Genomic DNA, 18985 nt, shown 5'->3' with positions numbered 1-18985 from the left:
CCCGCGGAAAACCGCTCTACCCCTGTCGTCCCGCCTTTTGTGAGTGCCCTCCATGCGCCTGCGCTATTCCCTCACCTCTCCCTTCGCGCGCAAGGTGCGCGTTGCCGCGCACCATCTCGGCCTTCCTCTGACCCTGGAACTCGCGGACACGCTGAGCGAGACCGACACGCTCCTCCAGCAAAACCCGCTGGGCAAGCTGCCCGTTCTGCTGGTGGAGGGCGAGGCGCCGGTGTTCGATTCGCCGGTCATCCTGGCCTATCTCGATCATCTTTCCGGCGGCGGACGGCTGATCCCGGCTGAACCCGCCGCGCGCTTTGCCTGCCTGCGTCTCGAGGCGCTCGCGGACGGCATCATGGATGCGGCGCTGCTCAGTTTCTACGAAACGCGCTTCCGCCCCGTCGAACGGCAGCACCCGGACTGGGTGGCGCGCCAGAAGGCGAAGATCGCCCGCGCGCTGGACGCCCTGGAGCCTGCGCCCCCCTCGCTGGAGGCCGGCCCGACTGCCGGAACCATCGCCCTCGCCTGTGCGCTGGCTTATGTCGATCTGCGCCTGGGATCGGATTGGCGCGGCCCCCATCCCAACCTGGTCGCCTGGCTGGACACGTTCGCCGCCCAGGTCCCCGGCTTTCGCGAGACCGCCCCGCCGGCGGCGTAGCGCCGCGGCGGGGAAATCTGCCGGGCAGCGGCGGCAGGGCCGCCTCGCCCGCAGGATCAGGGAACGACCTGGATCACCCGGCGCGTGTTCGGATCGACGATCACGCGCTGTTCGTTGACGACGGTGTAGCCATACTGGTTGTAGTTCGGCACGGAATAGACTTCCACGGTGCGCGGCAGCGGCTCTCCCACCACCACCTGCCCATCCATGCGGACCGAGGGGCGGCTCTCCTGCACCACATAAGTCCGCACGGCCTGCGGGGGCTCGGCCGCCGCACCCATCGTGGCGCCGACCGCGCCGCCGACCACCGCGCCCACCGGACCGCCGACCACGGCCCCGACCGCGGCGCCGCCCACGGCGCCCGTCGCGGTCGAAGCCTGGGCGAAAGCGAGGCTCGGGGTGAGCATGGCCAAAGCAGCGGCTGCCGCAACAATACGATTTCGCATCGGATTTCTCCTGTGTCTTAGAACCGATTGCGAAACGGTGCAGCTAGGCCATCGTTCCATCCTTGGATCCGAAATGCGATCAACAGATATTACATTACCGTCGCGCCCACGCTCGGCGAATCGACCCCGGCGCGGGATATTCCAGCCTCGCTATACTTGGTGTCGGCGCGACTTGACGGCCGATTGCGGCGCCCCGGAACCCCCCTGCCTCGAGCCTGAGAATGCCTGCGGCGGCCGTCCCATATCGCGAGAAGACGGGCCGAGACGACCGGCGCGAAGCGGGCGCGGCGTCATCGCCGCCGACCCGGGCGTCAGGTCTCGACGCGGGTGAATTGGCCGGCTTTGCGGAACCGCCACAGATAGCTCGGCAGAACGCTCGCGAGCGAGGCGGGGGCGATGCCGAGCCCTGTCAGGGTGCGCCCCTCGGCGATCGCCGCCTCGCTGACCACATTGTCCGATCGCAGCATCGCCACCTGGTCGCGGGTGAGAAGCGGCTTCGGCAGCATTTCCAGGAAGCGCGCCTGAAAATCGGCCACACCGAACGGCAGATCGACCAGCAGCCGCTTGCTGCCGATCTCGTGCAGCATCAGTTCCATGAGTTCCCGGAAGGTGCGCACTTCGGGACCGCCGAGCTCATAGGTCGCGCCCGGCACGCCTTTGCCTTCGACCAAACGCTGGATCGCCGCGGCGACGTCGCCCACGAAGACAGGCTGGAAACGGGTATGGCCGCCGCCGATCAGCGGCAGCGCCGGTGTGAAGCGGGAGAGGGCGGCGAAGCGGTTGAAGAACTGATCCTCCGGTCCGAATACGATCGAGGGGCGCACGATGGTCGCGTTCGGCACGGCGGCGCGCGCCGCCGCCTCCCCCTCGCCCTTGGTGCGGGCATAAGCGACTTCGGACTCGGCATCGGCGCCGATGGCCGAGACGTGCACAAGGCCGGCACCCGCCTCGGTGGCCGCCATGGCAATCGCCTTGGCGCCGAAGGCATGGACGGCATCGAAGCTCTGGCGCCCGCTCGGCGCGAGGACGCCGACCAGATTGATCACGCATTCGGATCCGGCGGCCGCCGCCAGCACCGAAGCGGGAAAGCGGACATTCGCCTGCATCACCTGAATCTGGCCGACATAGCCGAGCGGCTGGAGGAAGCCTGCCAGATCGGGCCGGCGCACCGGGACACGGATTCGGTAGCCGCGCTTCGCCAGCGCCCGCACCACGTATCGGCCGAGGAAGCCAGATCCGCCGAATACGGTCACAAGGCTGTCGGTCACGGGCCGGTCGGCCACCGCCACTTCGCTCATGCCTCTTCCCTCGGTATAAGGAATCGCGCGAGCGCTCGCGCGTTTCCTATTCTGTCGCGTGTCAGCACATACGCGAACCCCTTCCGTTCCGTCCAGAGACCACGGCGTCGCAAGGCAGGGGAACAGTTGACGCGGACCCGCCGCGCACTTATAAGCCCGTCACTTCGCTGGCGGCTGAGGTTGCCGGCACCAATAGCCATTCACTGCTGCGCGGCTGGGGTCCTTCGGGACGACGCCGAGCGCCATACTGAACAGAGGTCGGCCGATGGCCAATACGCCCTCCGCCAAGAAGGCGGCGCGGAAAATCGAGCGCCGCACGGAGATCAACCGTTCGCGTCGCTCGCGGGTGCGCACCTATCTGCGCAAGTTCGACGACGCCCTCGCCTCCGGCGATGCCGCCGCGGCGACCGCAGCGTTCAAGGCTGCGGAGCCGGAACTCATGCGCGCCGTCACCAAGGGTGTGCTGCACAAGAACACCGCGTCCCGGAAGGTCTCGCGTCTCGCGAGCCAGCTGCGCAAGCTCAGCGCCTGAGGCGGCGCGCCGGTCCAACGGACCGATGCGGTTTGAGGAAAGGCCCGGCTCGCGCCGGGCCTTTTGCGTTGCAGCATCCAACATGTTGCCGTTTTGCAACGCTGGCGGCAAGTCGAGTCGCCGCCGCCTGTTACGGGCGATCCCGGCGGGGTCAAGGGCGACAATTTGGCCACGCCGCCGCAAATGCCGGTTTTCAACCGCTACAACCCGAGCAGGAAATCAGCTTCCGCTTTAAGAGGTTAGGCACCAAGCACCAGGACGACCGAAAGACCACCATAGACTGTGGTAATATAAAACCTTATGGTGCCGCATCCCCCCGGCTCTGTCGAAGCGCCCAGAGCCCCTTGATTCTCACTGCGTCATCAGAGGTTTGCCGGCTGAAGTAAAAGCGCCTTCGGATGATCCGAGAGGCGCGGTTTCCCCCGCAATCCTCCCCGTCCGGGAAAGGCGTTGCACGCCCCGCACCGCCTGTGTATGTTCAATCTCACCTCGGGGGCTGACCCCGACTTCATCAACAGACTGAAGATTTCACGGACCTTCGTGGCAGAGGGAGGGCGCAGTATGTTTATCTTCGTTCTATGCCCCTCCGATTTTACCTGTCACCTAGACTTCGGTGAACCGACAGTTGCGGGTCGTGTTCTGTTCTTGAACTTGTAAGCGTTCAGAATTTCACGCTCAAAAATCACAACAGCTTACTAATTACGGTCCGCGGGACACTTGATCCGCGGCAGGTGGGGCAGCTATGACTTCTTGCACCAGCGCGGATTCAGGCGCTCACCTTCGCGATCCAGCCGCCTGCGATGGCGCGGCAGACGGGTCTTCGTCCGAGGACGAGCGAGCGCCCAGGGGTCGCTAGGACCCCTCCCCCGGCCAACCGGCCCCTCACCCTTCCAAGCACATGTGCGCGCGCCCGACCGGCGCCGGCGCCGGTGCGTTCCAGCCAGGGAGCCGCCTCGCGCGGATGACGTATCGATGTTGAAACCAGAAGCCGTTGACGTCGCCAAGTTCGGACCTGCGCTTGCGGGGGCTGCGGCCGAATTGGGGGCGGAGCAGTGGGATCGCGTCCGTTCGCGGCTGCGCGCAGAGATCGGGGAAGAATCCTATCTCTCCTGGTTCGCCCGCCTCGAACTCGACAAGGTCGAGGGGGATTGCGTCCGTCTTTCGGTTCCGACGCGGTTTTTGAAGTCCTGGATCCAGGGGCATTATTCCGAGCGCCTCACCGATCTGTGGCGCGAAGAATCCGGACGCCCCCAAAAGGTCGACGTCGCCGTGCGCTCGGCGGTGATGCGCAGCCAGCCCCTCAAGGCGGCGCGCGAGCCGCGGGTCGTGGTCGCAGAACCGGCCGTCGAGCCCCGCACGTCGCTCGGGCCGACGCGCGATGCGGCCGACGTCGCGGTGGGATCGCCGCTCGATCCGCGCCTCACCTTCGACACCTATGTCCTGGGCAAGTCGAACACTCTCGCCCATGCGGCGGCCCGGCAGGTCGCCGAGGCGGCGGCCGGCGCCGGCCCGGTCTTCAACCCGCTCTATCTTCATGCCGCGGTCGGGCTCGGGAAGACGCATCTGCTCCAGGCGGTGGCCTGGGCCGGAGCGGCGCGTGGCCGCCGCGTCGTCTATCTCACCGCCGAGCGCTTCATGTACGGCTTCGTCGCGGCGCTGAAGAGCCATGCCGCGATCGCCTTCAAGGATGCGCTGCGCAGCATCGACACGCTGCTGATCGACGATCTGCAATTCCTGACGGGCAAGAATATCCAGCAGGAATTCTGCCACACCCTCAATTCTTTGATGGATTCCGGACGGCAGGTGATGGTGGCCGCGGACCGCGGTCCCGCCGAGCTCGACGCGCTCGACGACCGGGTGCGCTCGCGCCTCGCCGGCGGCCTCGTGGTGGAACTCGCGCCGCTCGAGGAGGAATTGCGCCACCAGATCCTGAAGGCGCGGTCGGCGGCTTTGTCGGAGCAGCATCGCGGCTTCGCCGTCCCCCCCGCCGTTCTCGAACTCGTCGCGCGCAATGTCGGCCAGAGCGGGCGCGACCTCGACGGCGCCTTGAACAAGCTGCTCGCCTTCAACAAACTGACCGGCGAGCCGGTCACGCTGGAAATGGCCGAGAACGCCATCCGCGATCTGGTGCGCCCGTCCGATCCCAAGCGGGTGCGGGTCGACGAGATTCTGCGGGTGGTGGCGAAGCATTACAACGTGTCGCGCGCCGACATCCTGTCGCAGCGCCGCACTGCCAATGTGGTGAAGCCGCGCCAGATCGCGATGTATCTCGCCAAGACCCTCACCTTGCGCTCTCTGCCCGAAATCGGCCGGCGCTTCGGCGGACGGGATCACACCACGGTGCTGCACGCCGTGCGTAAGATCGACGGGCTGATCGCCACCGACCGCGCGCTGGCGGAAGAGATCGAGGTGCTGAAGCGCCTCGTGAACGAATAGGGTCGGCTCCAAAGGCCGCGCACGGCGCCCCCAGCCGAATTAACGCCCCACGCGGTGCGGCGAAGCGCGGCGCGGACCCGGGGAAATCGCCGTCGCGCACTTGCTTTGAGCGGGCACCAACGGCAATGTCGGCACCCCCGCCGTTCGCGCATGCGAGCGCGGACCGGATCGGCGTCCGTCGGTCCGCCATGTTTCCCTGAGCGAAGGTCACGGATCAGGCCATGAAGGTCACCGTCGAACGCGCCGAGCTGCTCAAGTCGCTCAGCCATGTTCACCGCGTCGTCGAGCGCCGCAATACCATTCCGATCCTCGCCAACGTGCTGGTGAAAGCCGGCCAGACCGGTCTGTCGCTGAAGGCGACCGATCTCGATCTCGAAGTGATCGAGGAGGTGCCCGCCGAGGTCGCGCAGCCGGGGGCGACCACCGTGCCGGCGCACGTTCTCTACGACATCGTGCGCAAGCTGCCCGACGGCGCGCAGATCCTGCTCGAAGTCGACCGCGAGCGCGGCCACCTTTCGGTGCGCGCCTCGCGCGCCCGCTTCACCCTTCAGACCCTTCCCGAGGCGGACTTCCCAGATCTCGCGGCCGGCGAGTTCAGCCACACCTTCACCCTGAAGGCCGCACAGCTGCGCCACCTGATCGACAAGACCCAGTTCGCCATCTCCACGGAAGAGACGCGCTATTATCTCAACGGCATCTATCTCCACGTCACGCGCGGCGCGGGCGACGAGACGATGCTGCGCGCCGTCGCGACCGACGGGCACCGCCTCGCCCAGGCGGAATTGCCCGCGCCGGCGGGAGCGGCGGGCCTTCCGGGCGTCATCGTCCCACGCAAGACCGTCGCCGAGGTGCAGAAGCTCCTGGACGACGCCAATGCCGACGTCACCGTGTCTCTGTCCGCAACCAAGATCCGCGTCGGTGTCGGCGCCATCGTGCTGACCTCCAAGCTGATCGACGGCACCTTCCCGGATTATGGCCGGGTGATCCCCACCGGCAACGACAAGACGCTGAGCGTCGACAAAGGCGATTTCGCCGCCGCCGTGGACCGTGTCTCGACCGTCTCGTCCGAGCGCGGCCGCGCGGTGAAGCTGTCGCTGTCGGAGGGCCGGCTGGTTCTGTCGGTGACCAACCCCGATTCCGGCAGTGCGACCGAGGAACTGGAGGTGGACTATGCCTCCGAGCCGCTCGAAATCGGCTTCAACAGCCGCTATCTGCTCGACATCGCGGCGCAACTCGAAGGCGATACCGCCGAGCTGAAGCTGGCCGACCCCGGTTCGCCGACTTTGGTGCGCGACGGCAACAAGACGGATTCGCTGTACGTGCTCATGCCCATGCGGGTGTGAGCACGGTCTCCCATGCCTGAGCCCGAGGCCGCGAAGCGCGCGGTGCTGACCCGCCTCACCCTGACGCGATTCCGCTCCTATCCCGCCGCGCAGGTCACCCTCGGCCCCGGACCCGTCATCCTCACCGGGCCGAACGGGGCGGGAAAGACCAATCTCCTCGAAGCGGTCTCCTTTCTGTCGCCGGGGCGCGGTCTGCGCCGGGCGCGGCTGGAGGAGGTCGCCCATGCGGCGGGGGACGGCTCCTGGGCCGTTGCGGCGCAGATCACCGGCGCCGGTGGAACCGTGCGGCTCGGCACGGGCATTGATCCGCCGCGCCCGGACGCGCCGGCCGGGCGGCGGTGCCGGATCGACGGAGAGGCCGTCTCCTCGCCCATCGCTTTCCTCGCTTTCGTCAAGGTGGTCTGGCTGACGCCCGACATGGACGGCCTGTTTCTCGGTCCGCCGTCGGATCGCCGCCGCTTTCTCGATCGGCTGGTTCTGGCGGTGGATGGCGAGCATGGCGCGCGGGTGAATGCGTTGGAGCGGGCGCTGCGCACCCGCAATCGGGCGCTGGAGGACGGCGCCGATGCGCGCCTGCTCGACGCGATCGAGCACGAACTCGCCGAGCTCGCCGTCGCGGTCGCGGCGGCCCGGCTCGAGACCGTCGGCCGCCTCGCCGGAGAGATCGCCGCGGCGCGCGACGCCGCCTCCCCCTTCCCGTTCGCCGACCTGGCCCTCGAGGGCGCGGTGGAACGCTGGCTCGCCACCCGGCCCGCGCTCGAAGTCGAGGAGCGCTACCGCGCGCACCTGCGCGACGCCCGGCCGCGCGACCGCGCGGCAGGCCGCACGCTCGACGGCCCGCATCTGTCGGACCTCCTGGTCTCCCACGGCCCCAAGGCGGTGGCTGCGGCGCGCTGCTCGACCGGGGAACAGAAATCGCTGCTCATCGGCCTCGTCCTCTCCCATGCCCGTCTGGTGACGGCGATGCACGGCCAGGCGCCGATCGTCCTGCTCGACGACGTCGTCGCCTATCTCGACCGGGACCGGCGGGAGGGTCTGTTCCAGGCGCTCGCTCGGCTGAGCGCCCAGGTCTTCATGACCGGGACCGACGCCACCGCTTTTGCCGGCCTGACCGGCGCCGAGCATTTCATCGTCGAGCCCGGGACGGTGGAAGCGCAGGGGTGAGCCAGCGTCACGTTTGCGCGAGTCGCCGGCTCTGGATCCAGGGTTTTGCCGCAGTGTGGCGGGGCTGCAACCCGCGCCGCCGCGCCGCATGCTACGCAGATGTACGTGATTCGTTTTCAGACGGGACCCATGGCCAGCGACAGACACAAGCCTGCCGAGATCAGCCGGCGTCTCTTCCTCCTCGGTGCGCCCCTCGCCCTCGCCGCCTGCCAGACCGATGGCAGCATGACCTCGCCCCTGTCGATGTACGGGCCCGTCGGCGGCGAGCCGTTCCCGGTGGCGGCGGTGGACACCAGCGAGATCGACCCGCAATTCTATCGTCGCATCGTCGATTATCGCGCCAAATATCCTCCCGGAACGATCGTGGTGGATGTGTCGAACCGCTTTCTCTATTTCGTCCTGAAGGACGGGAAGGCGGTTCGCTACGGTGTCGGCGTCGGCAAGGAGGGCTATTCCTATCGCGGATGGGCGACCATCAAGCGCAAGGAGAAATGGCCGAGCTGGACCCCCACCGCCAACATGATCCGGCTTCAGCCGGCACGCTACGGCCCCTATGCCGGCGGCCTTCCCGGCGGTGAGGACAATCCACTCGGTCCGCGCGCCCTCTATCTCTATGACGGCGACCGCGACACCCTCTTCCGCCTGCACGGCACGACCGAACCCTGGAGCATCGGGACGCAGGTCTCCTCGGGCTGCATCCGGCTGCTCAACCAGGATATCATCGATCTCTACGAGCGCGTTCCCCTCGGCACCCGGGTTTATGTGATGTGAGGACGCGCGCGGCGCGTCGTTGCTCTCCGGCCTCGCCATCCCGGACATGCCGCTGCGCAACGCCTCCTCCCGTTTGTCACATCACCTTCACGAACCGCGTGGGAAGTGTCGGCGGGCGGCCGGGGCGAGGCCGGATGGAGGGGTGAATGAGCGTTCCCGACGACGTTGCGCCGTACACAGTGCTGTTCCTGTGCAACACCAATTGCGGCCGCTCGATCATGGCCGAGGCGATCTTGAACCGCGACGGCAACGGGCGGTTCCGCGCCTATTCCGCCGGGACCAGGCCGGCGAGCGAAGTCAATCCCTACGCACTCGAAACCCTCGTTGCGGAAGGCTATCCCATTATCGGGCTCCGCTCGAAGTCGGTCGAGGAATTCCTCGGTCCCGATGCTCCGGAAATGGACTTCATCTTCACGCTCTGCGACGAGGCGGCCGGCGAAGAAACCCCGGAATGGCCGGGTGACCCGGCGACGGCGCATTGGGGGATCGAGAATCCCTCGACCATCGACGGCTCGCCGATCGACAAGGAGCGGGCCTTCGAGACCGCCTTCCATTTCCTCAAGAACCGCCTGCTCGCTTTTTCAGCGCTGCCGCTGAAGAGCCTCGACCGCCTCTCGCTGCACAGCCACCTTCAGGCGATCGGCCAGCAGGACGGCGCCTCCGCCTCGGCCGAAAAGGTCGACTGAGGACCCGCGCGCGCCGGGGGGTTGACCGCGCGCGTGCATGCGCGCACACGTGAGGGATGGATTTCGCCACCCTCGCCGTGTTCGCGGGCGTTCTGACGGTCGCGGCGGCCTCCCCCGGTCCGGCCGTCGTCGCGATCGTTGCGCGCACGCTGGCGCGCGGCCGCGCCGGGTCCGGCGCCTTCATCGCCGCCCTCGCCTTCGGCGACATTCTGTGGCTGGCCGCCGCCTGTCTCGGCCTCGCGGCGCTGGCCGCTACGATGGGCAGCCTCTTCGTCGTCGTGCGCCTCGCCGGCGCCGCTTATCTGCTGTATCTCGCCTATCGCCTGTGGACGGCGCCCCCCGCCCCGCAGCGGGCGGAGGCGCCCGTGCGTGATCGCGGGCCGCTCGGCCTGTTCGGCGCCGGCCTCGCCGTCTCCATGGGCAATCCCAAGACCATGGCCTTCTATCTCGCACTGCTGCCCACTTTGGTCGACCTCACCCGCCTCACCATGCTCGGCTTCGTCGAGATGAGCGCGATCATCGCCGTGGTGCTCACCGTCGTGTTTGCCGGCTATGTGCGGGTCGCCGACCGGGCGCGGCGCCTTTTCGCTTCGTCGCGGGCCATGCGCTGGCTCAACCGGAGCTGCGGCGTCGCGATGGCCGGCGCGGCGGCTGCGGTCGCCACCAAATAACCGCGTCTTTGCGGTACAAGAGTTCAACGCTTCCAACGATTCGAGACATCACCATGGCCGAGCCCGCGCCCGCGGCATCCCCCAACGATTATGGCGCCCAGTCGATCCAGGTCCTGAAGGGCCTCGACGCCGTGCGCAAGCGTCCGGGCATGTATATCGGCGACACCGATGACGGCTCCGGCCTGCACCACATGGTCTACGAGGTGGTGGACAACGCCATCGACGAGGCCCTGGCCGGCTATGCCCAGGAAGTGACCGTCACGCTCAATGCGGACGGCTCCGTCACGGTGACCGACGATGGACGCGGCATTCCCACCGACATCCACCACGAAGAAGGGGTGTCGGCCGCCGAAGTCATCATGACGCAGCTGCACGCCGGCGGGAAGTTCAACCAGAATTCCTACAAGGTGTCCGGCGGCCTGCACGGCGTCGGCGTTTCGGTGGTGAATGCGCTCTCCACCACCCTGGACCTCACCATCTGGCGCGACGGCAAAGAGCATTACATGCGCTTCCGCCATGGCGATGCGGAGGCGCCGCTGCGCGTGGTGGGCGATGCCCCGCCCGGCAAGCGCGGCACCAAGGTCACTTTCGTCCCCAGCCCGGAAACCTTCACCCACATCCAGTTCGACTATGCGACGCTGGAGCACCGGCTGCGGGAACTGGCCTTCCTGAATTCCGGCGTCCACATCATCCTGACCGATGCGCGGGCCGGCGAGAGCCGGGTCGAGGATCTGATGTATGAGGGCGGCGTCGAAGCGTTCGTCCGCTATCTCGACCGCTCCAAGCAGGCGGTCCTGGCCAAGCCGGTCGTGATGCGCGCCGAGCGCGACGGCATCACCGTGGAAGCCGCGCTGTCCTGGAACGACGGCTATCACGAGAACGTCCTGTGCTTCACCAACAACATCCCGCAGCGTGACCGCGGCACCCATTTCACGGGGTTCGCCGCCGCCCTCACGCGCCAGGTCATGGGCTATGCGGATTCCTCCGGCATCGCCAAGAAGGAGAAGGTCACTCTCACCGGCGAGGATTGCCGGGAAGGTCTGACCGCGGTTCTGTCCGTGAAGGTGCCGGACCCGAAATTCTCGTCGCAGACGAAGGACAAGCTGGTTTCCTCCGAGGTCCGCCCGGTGGTCGAATCCCTGGTCGGCGAGGCGCTCAGCACCTGGCTCGAGGAAAATCCCGCCGAGGCCAAGGCGGTGATCGGCAAGGTGACGGAAGCCGCCGCCGCCCGCGAGGCCGCGCGCCGCGCCCGCGAACTCACGCGCCGCAAGAACCCGCTCGACATCGCCTCCCTGCCCGGCAAGCTCGCCGACTGCCAGGAACGCGATCCGGCGAAGTCCGAACTGTTCATCGTCGAGGGCGATTCCGCCGGCGGCTCGGCCAAGCAGGGCCGCGACCGCGCGTTTCAGGCGGTGCTGCCGCTGCGCGGCAAGATCCTCAATGTCGAGCGCGCCCGCTTCGACAAGATGCTGTCCTCCGAGCAGATCGGCACGCTGATCACCGCCCTCGGCACCGGCATCGGCCGTGACGATTTCGACATCGCCAAGCTGCGCTACCACAAGATCATCATCATGACCGATGCGGACGTGGACGGCTCCCACATCCGCACCTTGCTGCTCACCTTCTTCTTCCGGCAGATGCCGGAGATCGTCGAGCACGGGCACCTCTACATCGCCCAACCGCCGCTCTACAAAGTCGCGCGCGGCAAGTCCGAGAGCTACATCAAGGACGAACGGGCGCTGGAGGATTATCTCATCACCGCCGGGACCGACGATGCCGGCCTCTATCTCGCCTCGGGCGAAGTGCGCACCGGGGCCGACCTCGCGGCCTTGGTCGAGGTCAGCCGCCAGTTCCGGGGCGCGCTGAACGCCCTTCATCCGCGCTACAAGAAGGCGGTCGCCGAACAGGCGGCGCTGGCCCGGGCGCTCGCGCCGGGGCTGCTGTCCGACCCCGGCACCGCGGCGGACGCGGCGGCGCGCACCGCCGCGCGTCTCGACACGCTCGCGGAGGAAACCGAGCGCGGCTGGGTCGGCACCGCCGACGAAACCGGACTGCGCTTCTCGCGCACCGTGCGCGGCGTCCTGGAAACCACCCTGCTCGACGTGGCCTTCCTCTCCGCGCCGGAAGCGCGCCGGCTCGACAGCCTCGCCGCCGATCTCGACGGCGCGTTCGACCAGGGCGCCAGCCTGAAGCGCAAGGCCGAGGAGACATGGGTCTACGGCCCGATCGATCTGTTCGACGCCGTCACCGATGCCGGTCGCAAGGGGCTGAGCCTGCAGCGCTACAAAGGCCTCGGCGAAATGAATCCCGGACAGCTCTGGGAGACCACGCTCGACGTCAATGCCCGCTCTCTGCTTCAGGTGCGGGTCAAGGAACTGGACGCGGCGGACGATCTGTTCAACCGCCTGATGGGCGATCTCGTCGAGCCGCGCCGCGAATTCATCCAGGCGAACGCGCTGAAGGCGACCGTCGACGTCTGATGCGCACTGCAATTGCGCTTTACACAACCATGAAGTGAGTCACACTTCCCGCGACAGCGGGGGGCGTGCAGATGGAAGGCGAAACGCGGCCGGAGCGCAGTCCGGACGAGCCGGAGACATCACCAGCGGCGGCGCGCGGCGTGGATCCGCCGCCGTCGAAATTCGAGATCGGCCTCGTCATGGCGGGCGCGATTTCGGCCGGCGCCTATACCGCCGGCGTGATGGATTTCCTCATCGAGGCCCTCGACGCGATCGACGACGTCCGGGCGGGGCGCGACGTGTCGCGGCTGTCGGCGGGGGGCGCGGAGGAAAAGCCGATCTTCGATCCGCCGCACCGCGTGTCGATCGAAACCATGGCTGGCGCCTCGGCCGGAGCAATGGTGACGGCGATCGCGGCCGCCGCCTTCGGCGCGCGCTTCGATCCGGTACCGAGCGCCACGCCCGCCGATAAATTGCGCGAGACCGGCAATCCCTTCTACGAGGCGTGGGTGCGACGGATCTCCCACGACAGGCTGCTCGACCCCGCCGACCTCGCGGGCGAGGCGCCGGTGCGATCCTTGCTGAATTGCGACGTGCTCGACGACATCACCAGGCAGGCGCTGGCCTACGCCAGACAGACCGACCGGACCCGCACCTATCTCGCCGACAAGATGGCGATCTTCCTGTGTCTCGGAAATTTGCGCGGGGTGCGCTATGCGCTGCCGCTCGACAGCGGCGCGCCAGGCGCGAGCGAGCACCAGATGTCGCTGCATGCCGACCATCTGCGCTTCTGCTACAGCCGCGACGTCCATGTTCGCCTCCCCGCCAGCACCACGCTGACCCCGGGCGACGGCGCCGATTGGTCCACCCTCGCGGACGCCGCGCTCGCCTCCGGCGCCTTCCCCATCGGCTTGGCGGCGCGGGTCATCACGCGCGATTTCAGCGATTATGTCGACCGGGACTGGTACTTTTCGAGCGCGTCGTCGACGCCCCCGCCGGACGCATCGACGGCTTCCGGCGGCGCGTGCCGTCTGCCGCCGCTGGACGCGGCCACGCAGTTTCCCACCGGCTACGGATTCGTGAGTGTGGACGGCGGCGTGTTCAACAATGAACCGCTGGAACTCGCCCGCACCCATCTCGCGGACGGCGGCCGCAATCCGCGCGAACCGGAGAAGGCGCATCGCGCGGTCATCCTGATCGATCCCTTCCCCGATCTCGCCGCCTTCGATCCGGGTTTCGAGCCGGACGCGCATCGCGACATCATCGGCGTCCTGAAGGCCTTCCTGCCCGCTTTGATCGCCCAGGCGCGGTTCAAGCCGGAGGAACTCGCGCTTGCCCGGGAGCCCGGCGTCGCGAGCCGCTTCGCCATTCTGCCGGTGCGCTATCTCGGGCGGGGGGACAAGACGCCCGAGCGTTACGCGATTGCGAGCGGCGCGCTCGGCGGCTTCGGCGGCTTTCTCTCCGAAGCGTTCCGCCACCACGATTTCATGCTCGGCCGCCGCAACTGCCAGCGCTTTCTCGAGCGGATCTTCGTGCTCCCGGCGGATCCGGAAAAGGGCGTCGTCAATCCCCTCCTCGCCGGCTGGACCGATCCGGCGACCCGGACGGCCTATGTGCGCGCGAAGCAGGTCGGGGGAACCGGTCCCCTGGTCGACCATCTCCCCATCATTCCCCTCCTCGGCCGCCTCGGCGATCCCGCTTATACCGAGATGCCGCCTTGGCCCGAAAACCCGACCGATCTCGATCTCGCGGCGCTGAAGGCCAAGGTCCTGACGCGTGCCGATCTCCTCAAACGCAAGCTGCTGAAGACGTTCGCGCCGCCCTGGTATGTCGATCTCGGTCTGCGCGGCGTCTGGTGGATCAAGAAGAAGAACTGGATCGACCGCCTCGTGATCGCGCCGATCAGGGCGGATCTCCGCAAGCGCGGCCTCATCGCCTGAACGGGCGTCTCGCCGCGCGCCGCGCGCCGCGCTAAAAGCGGGCGGGAGGTGCGGATGCTGTACGATTATATCGTCATCGGCGGAGGGATCGTGGGCCTCGCAACGGCGATGCAGATCGCCGAGCGCCGGCCGGGGGCCGGCATCCTCCTGCTGGAAAAGGAAGACGGACTCGCCCGGCACCAGACCGGCCACAATAGCGGCGTCATCCATGCCGGGATCTATTACGCCCCCGGCAGTTTCAAGGCCGAGCTGTGCCGGCGCGGCGCGGCCGCCACCAAAGCCTTCTGCGCGGCCCACGGCATCCCTTTCGAGGTCTGCGGCAAGACCATCGTCGCGACCGATGCCGCCGAGCAGGCACGCATGGACGCGCTCTACGAGCGGGCGACGGCCAACGGCGTGGCGCTGGAGCGGCTCGACGCAGCGGAGCTGAAGCGCCGCGAGCCGCGGATTTCAGGCGTCGCCGCTTTGTTCGCCCCCACCACGGGGATCGTCGATTATCGCCACGTGTGCGCGGCGATGGGCGACGACTTCGCGAGCGCGGGCGGAACCGTCCGGCTCGGCGCCACCGTCACGGCCATCACCGAAGGACCGGAGGCCGTCGAGGTGGTGGCGGGCGGGGTGGCCTATCGCGCCCGCCGGCTGGTGGCCTGCGCCGGACTGCAATCGGACCGGCTGGCGCGTCTCGCCGGCCTGAAAATCGCCCACCGCATCGTCCCGTTCCGCGGCGAATATTACCGGCTCGCGCCGCATCTGAACGATGTGGTGAAGACGCTGATCTATCCGGTCCCGGACCCGACCCTGCCATTCCTCGGCATCCATCTGACGCGCATGATCGACGGCTCGGTCACGGTCGGCCCGAATGCGGTGCTCGGGATGGCGCGGGAGGGATATGCCAAGTTTTCCCTCGATGTCCGCGATCTCGCCGACACGCTGGGCTTCCCGGGCTTCTGGCGCACCTTGATCCGGCATCCCGGCGCGAGCGTAAAAGAACTTGGAAACTCGCTGTTCCCGCGCGGCTATCTCGCCGCGTGCCGCAAATATTGCCCGGACCTCGCATTGGACGACCTGAAGCCGCACCGCGCGGGAATCCGCGCCCAGGCCGTCATGCCGGATGGGACGCTGGTGCACGATTTCCTGTTCGTCGAAACCCCCCGCATGCTCCATGTCTGCAACGCCCCCTCCCCGGCCGCCACCTCGGCTCTGCCGATCGGGGCCATGATCGCCGACAAGGTGGCGTGAGGCGCCATGGCCGCAATGTTCAACGTCTACCGGCGCGCGCTGCGCCTGCTCGGACCGCAGGCGCGGCTCGGCGCGATCCTCGCCTTCGTCAATCTGCTTCTGGCTTTGGCGCAGTTCGCCGAACCGATCCTGTTCGGCCGGATCGTCAATGCGCTGGCGAACCCTCCGGGTGGCGCGGCGGCCCCGTCGCTGGCGGACATCGCGCCACTGCTCGGCGCCTGGGCGGCGTTCGGCCTGTTCTCGATCGCGGCCGGCGTCGCGGTCTCGCTTCACGCCGACCGCCTCGCCCATCGCCGACGCCTCGGCGTTCTCACAGAATATTTCGAGCACGTGCTTCAGCTTCCGCTCGCCTTTCACGGCGAGACCCATTCCGGCCGGCTTCTGAAGATCATGCTGCAGGGCACCGACGCGCTGTGGGGCCTGTGGCTGTCCTTCTTCCGCGAGGATTGCGCAGCCCTCGTCGCCCTGGTGGTGCTGGTGCCGGTGGGGATCTGGATCAATTGGCGGCTCGGCCTGGTCCTGATCTCGCTGGTCTTCGTCTTCGCCTTCGTCACCGCCTATGTGCTGCGGCGCACGGAGGCGATGCAGCGTGCCGTCGAGGGCCACCGATCGAGCCTCGCGGAACACGCCACCGACGCCCTCGGCAATGTTGCTTTGATCCAGAGCTATGCCCGGATCGAGGCGGAGGTGACCCATCTGCGGGACACGGCGGGCCGGCTTCTCGCCGCGCAGATCCCGGTCCTCTCCTGGTGGGCGCTGGTGTCGATGGCGACCAAGGCGGCAACCACCCTCACCATCCTCGCCATCCTCGTGGTCGGCACCTGGCTGCACCTCGACGGCCTCGCCTCGATCGGCGAGATCGTGACCTATGTTGCTTTCGCGACCTTGCTCATCGGCCGCCTCGACCACACGGTCGGCTTCGTCAACCGGCTCGTCATGAGCACGCCGACACTGGCGGAATTCTTCGACGTGCTGGATGCCGTGGGCCAGGTCCGCGAGCGCCCCGGCGCGGTCGATCTCGGACAGGCCGCGGGGGCTGTCGCATTCGAGGACGTCTCCTTCTCCTATGACGCGCGGCGCCCGGCCCTGGCCGCGGTCTCGTTCCACGCCGCGCCGGGCGAGACGGTGGCGCTGGTGGGCGCGACCGGGGCGGGAAAATCCACCGCCCTCGCTCTGCTGCACCGCGCCTTCGACCCGCTGTCCGGCTGCATAAGAATCGACGGCACCGACATTCGCGACGTCACGCTGGCTTCGCTCCGGCGGCAGATCGGCGTCGTGTTTCAGGAGGCGCTGCTGTTCAACCGCTCGATCGAGGACAATCTCCGGGTCGGCAAGCCGGATGCCACGGAGGACGAGATGCGCCTCGCCTTGCAGCGCGCGCAAGCGCTCGACCTGGTCGCGCGCCACCCCGACGGGCTCAAGGCGCGCGTCGGAGAACGCGGCCGCGCGCTCTCCGGCGGCGAGCGCCAGCGGCTGGCGATCGCTCGCGCTTTGCTGAAGAACCCGCCGATCCTGATCCTCGACGAGGCGACCAGCGCGCTCGACGCCACGACCGAGGCCAAGGTCCAGGCCGCGCTGGACGCGGTGATGACCGGCCGAACCACCTTCGTGATCGCCCACCGGCTCTCGACCGTCCGGAACGCCGACCGAATCCTGGTGTTCGATCACGGGCGAATCGTCGAGACCGGCGATTTCGACACGCTGGTCGCCCTGGGCGGACGATTCGCCGCCTTGGCGCAGGCCCAGTTCCTGATCGCGCCGCCCCCCCGCGCCGCCTCGATCGCCGAGACCTGACAGGCGCCCGGACGGCGTGAGGCCCTTTCGGCTTTTCCGCAGAGGCGAAACGGGTTAAGGAAGGAACGGACCTTTCCTTGAACGGAGCGAGCTTTGCCGGGCCTCCCCCGTCTGCGCGCATGCGGCGCGTTGCACACACTGGCCCTGGCGGCCGTCCTCATCGGCGTCGCCCTGGGCGGCGCACGCGCCACCCCCATGCTCCTGGTCGAAGCCGATACCGGCAAGGTGCTGGAGCAGCAGGACGCTGGCAAGCCCTGGTATCCCGCCTCCGTCACCAAGCTGATGACGGTCTATGTCTCGCTCAACGCCATGCGCCAAGGCCGCGTCACCGGCGATTCCCTGTTCACGGTCTCGGCGCTTGCCGCCTCCCAGTCGCCCACCAAGATGGGCTTCGGGGTCGGCACCAAGGTCACGCTCGACAACGCTCTGAAGATGCTGATGGTCAAGTCCGCCAACGACATGGCGGTGGTGATCGCCGAAGGCGTCGGCGGCAATCTGCCGGATTTCATTGCGGAGATGAACGACACCGCCGAAGCCCTCGGCATGTCGGGCACGCATTTCGAAAATCCGAACGGCCTGCCCGACAAGGAGCAATATACGACGGCCCGCGACCTCGCGATTCTCGCGCGCGCGCTGATCTTCCATTTCCCCGAGCATGAAATGCTGTTCCGCCTGCCGGCGATCCGGCTCGGCAAGGTCGTCATGCGCAATTACAACCGGCTGATCGACCGCTATCCCGGCGCCGACGGCATGAAGACCGGCTTCATCTGCGCCTCGGGCTTCAACCTCGTCGCCACCGCGACGCGCGACAACAAGCGGCTGATCGCCGTCATCCTCGGCGCGCCCTCGGCCGTCGCGCGGACGGAACAGGCGGCCCTGCTGTTCGAAAAGGGCTTCCAGCCGTCCTGGTCGATTTTCGGCGCCGCCTCCCCCACCTTGGAAGGCATCGTCAATGTCGGCGGCACCCCGACCGACATGAACGTCTGCAACCGCAAGCGCGCCGTGGCCGCCGCGGAGAATGAGGACGACAACCTCTACAATCAGGGGCCCTCGACCAGCTCCTACGCCGTCTCTGCCGCCATCGCCGCCGGCTTCAGCAAAGGCGAAGGCGCGGCTCTGCTCCAGAACCTGCCGCCGTCCATGCCCCCGGTTCGGGTGTTCGTCGGCCCGGCGGGCACGGCGCCCGCCACGCAGGACGAAGCCCTCGGCGAAGCGAAGACATCCGCGGCCAAGCCGGATTCGGGCAAGCCCAAGCAGAAGACCGTCGCGGTCACGCCGGGCTCGGCGTCGAAGGACCCGGCCAAGGCGACGATTTCGACGGCGCCGATTCCCGCTCCGAAGCCGGCGGCCAAGCCGGCGGTCGCCACCACCACGATGCCCGCCGCCGCCAAGCCGGCAGCCGCCAAACCGGCCAAGCCTGCGGCTTCGCCCAAGCCCGCTGCCGACGCAAAGCCCAAGCCCGCGAACACGACGGCGGCTGCGTCCGGCGCGGCCGGGCAGAACGATCCCCTCACATTCGGTCCGCCGCCGCCGCGACCCGGCACCTGAGGG

Annotated in this window: 15 protein-coding genes; 13 read left to right on the top strand and 2 right to left on the bottom strand. The window is 68.0% G+C overall.

From position 1 onward, the window contains the following. Positions 1–52: 52 nt before the first annotated feature. On the top strand, positions 53–655 hold the full coding sequence (locus EDC64_RS15365; RefSeq protein WP_132032918.1) for a glutathione S-transferase N-terminal domain-containing protein: 603 nt from the start codon (positions 53–55) through the stop codon (positions 653–655). Positions 656–711: 56 nt separating this feature from the next. On the opposite strand, the gene EDC64_RS15360 is transcribed toward EDC64_RS15365, so the two are convergent. Both EDC64_RS15360 and EDC64_RS15355 read right to left on the bottom strand, forming a co-directional pair. Further along, positions 712–1101, bottom strand: coding sequence for a DUF1236 domain-containing protein (locus EDC64_RS15360; protein WP_132032916.1), 390 nt, complete (start codon positions 1099–1101; stop codon positions 712–714). Positions 1102–1412: 311 nt separating this feature from the next. Next, complete coding sequence (locus tag EDC64_RS15355) at positions 1413–2399, bottom strand: complex I NDUFA9 subunit family protein (RefSeq protein WP_132032914.1); 987 nt, start codon at positions 2397–2399, stop codon at positions 1413–1415. A gap of 265 nt (positions 2400–2664) precedes the next feature. Between EDC64_RS15355 and rpsT the strand changes: the two genes are divergently transcribed. The 12 genes from rpsT (at position 2665) to EDC64_RS15295 (ending at position 18982) form a co-directional block, all read left to right on the top strand. Continuing rightward, the gene (gene rpsT, locus EDC64_RS15350) at positions 2665–2931 is read left to right on the top strand and encodes a 30S ribosomal protein S20 (RefSeq protein WP_132032912.1); all 267 of its coding nucleotides are present in this window, start codon (positions 2665–2667) and stop codon (positions 2929–2931) included. A 972-nt stretch (positions 2932–3903) separates the two neighbouring features. Continuing rightward, the gene (dnaA, locus tag EDC64_RS15345; RefSeq protein ID WP_132032910.1) at positions 3904–5367 is read left to right on the top strand and encodes a chromosomal replication initiator protein DnaA; all 1464 of its coding nucleotides are present in this window, start codon (positions 3904–3906) and stop codon (positions 5365–5367) included. A gap of 221 nt (positions 5368–5588) precedes the next feature. After that, entirely contained in the window at positions 5589–6710 is a 1122-nt protein-coding gene (gene dnaN, locus EDC64_RS15340; RefSeq protein ID WP_132032908.1) for a DNA polymerase III subunit beta, read from the top strand. Between the two features lie 12 nt (positions 6711–6722). Continuing rightward, a complete protein-coding gene (recF, locus tag EDC64_RS15335) occupies positions 6723–7874 on the top strand; it encodes a DNA replication/repair protein RecF (RefSeq protein ID WP_132032906.1) in 1152 nt (383 codons plus the stop codon). A gap of 129 nt (positions 7875–8003) precedes the next feature. Beyond that, the gene (locus EDC64_RS15330; protein ID WP_132032904.1) at positions 8004–8645 is read left to right on the top strand and encodes a L,D-transpeptidase; all 642 of its coding nucleotides are present in this window, start codon (positions 8004–8006) and stop codon (positions 8643–8645) included. Between the two features lie 146 nt (positions 8646–8791). Beyond that, positions 8792–9331 (top strand): arsenate reductase ArsC, encoded by a 540-nt coding sequence (locus EDC64_RS15325; protein WP_132032901.1) that lies wholly within the window; start codon positions 8792–8794, stop codon positions 9329–9331. Between the two features lie 56 nt (positions 9332–9387). Next, entirely contained in the window at positions 9388–10002 is a 615-nt protein-coding gene (locus tag EDC64_RS15320) for a LysE family translocator (RefSeq protein ID WP_132032899.1), read from the top strand. Positions 10003–10055: 53 nt separating this feature from the next. Further along, complete coding sequence (gene gyrB, locus EDC64_RS15315; RefSeq protein ID WP_132032897.1) at positions 10056–12482, top strand: DNA topoisomerase (ATP-hydrolyzing) subunit B; 2427 nt, start codon at positions 10056–10058, stop codon at positions 12480–12482. Between the two features lie 71 nt (positions 12483–12553). Next, positions 12554–14401, top strand: a complete 1848-nt coding sequence (locus EDC64_RS15310) for a patatin-like phospholipase family protein (protein WP_132032895.1) — start codon at positions 12554–12556, stop codon at positions 14399–14401. A gap of 54 nt (positions 14402–14455) precedes the next feature. Beyond that, a complete protein-coding gene (lhgO, locus tag EDC64_RS15305) occupies positions 14456–15640 on the top strand; it encodes an L-2-hydroxyglutarate oxidase (RefSeq protein ID WP_132032893.1) in 1185 nt (394 codons plus the stop codon). Positions 15641–15646: 6 nt separating this feature from the next. Then, positions 15647–17434: a glucan ABC transporter ATP-binding protein/ permease gene (locus tag EDC64_RS15300; protein WP_245504725.1), complete on the top strand. Its 1788-nt coding sequence runs from the start codon at positions 15647–15649 to the stop codon at positions 17432–17434. Between the two features lie 129 nt (positions 17435–17563). Then, positions 17564–18982 carry a D-alanyl-D-alanine carboxypeptidase family protein gene (locus tag EDC64_RS15295; RefSeq protein WP_338023409.1) on the top strand — a complete coding sequence of 473 codons (1419 nt, stop codon included), beginning with the start codon at positions 17564–17566 and terminating at the stop codon, positions 18980–18982. The last annotated feature ends 3 nt before the right edge of the window (positions 18983–18985 follow it).

It is taken from the genome of Aquabacter spiritensis (assembly GCF_004346185.1).
In the GTDB taxonomy this organism is placed as follows: domain Bacteria; phylum Pseudomonadota; class Alphaproteobacteria; order Rhizobiales; family Xanthobacteraceae; genus Aquabacter; species Aquabacter spiritensis.
The sequence above is the reverse complement of the archived record's forward strand: the minus strand, read 5'-3'. Positions and strand labels throughout refer to the sequence as shown.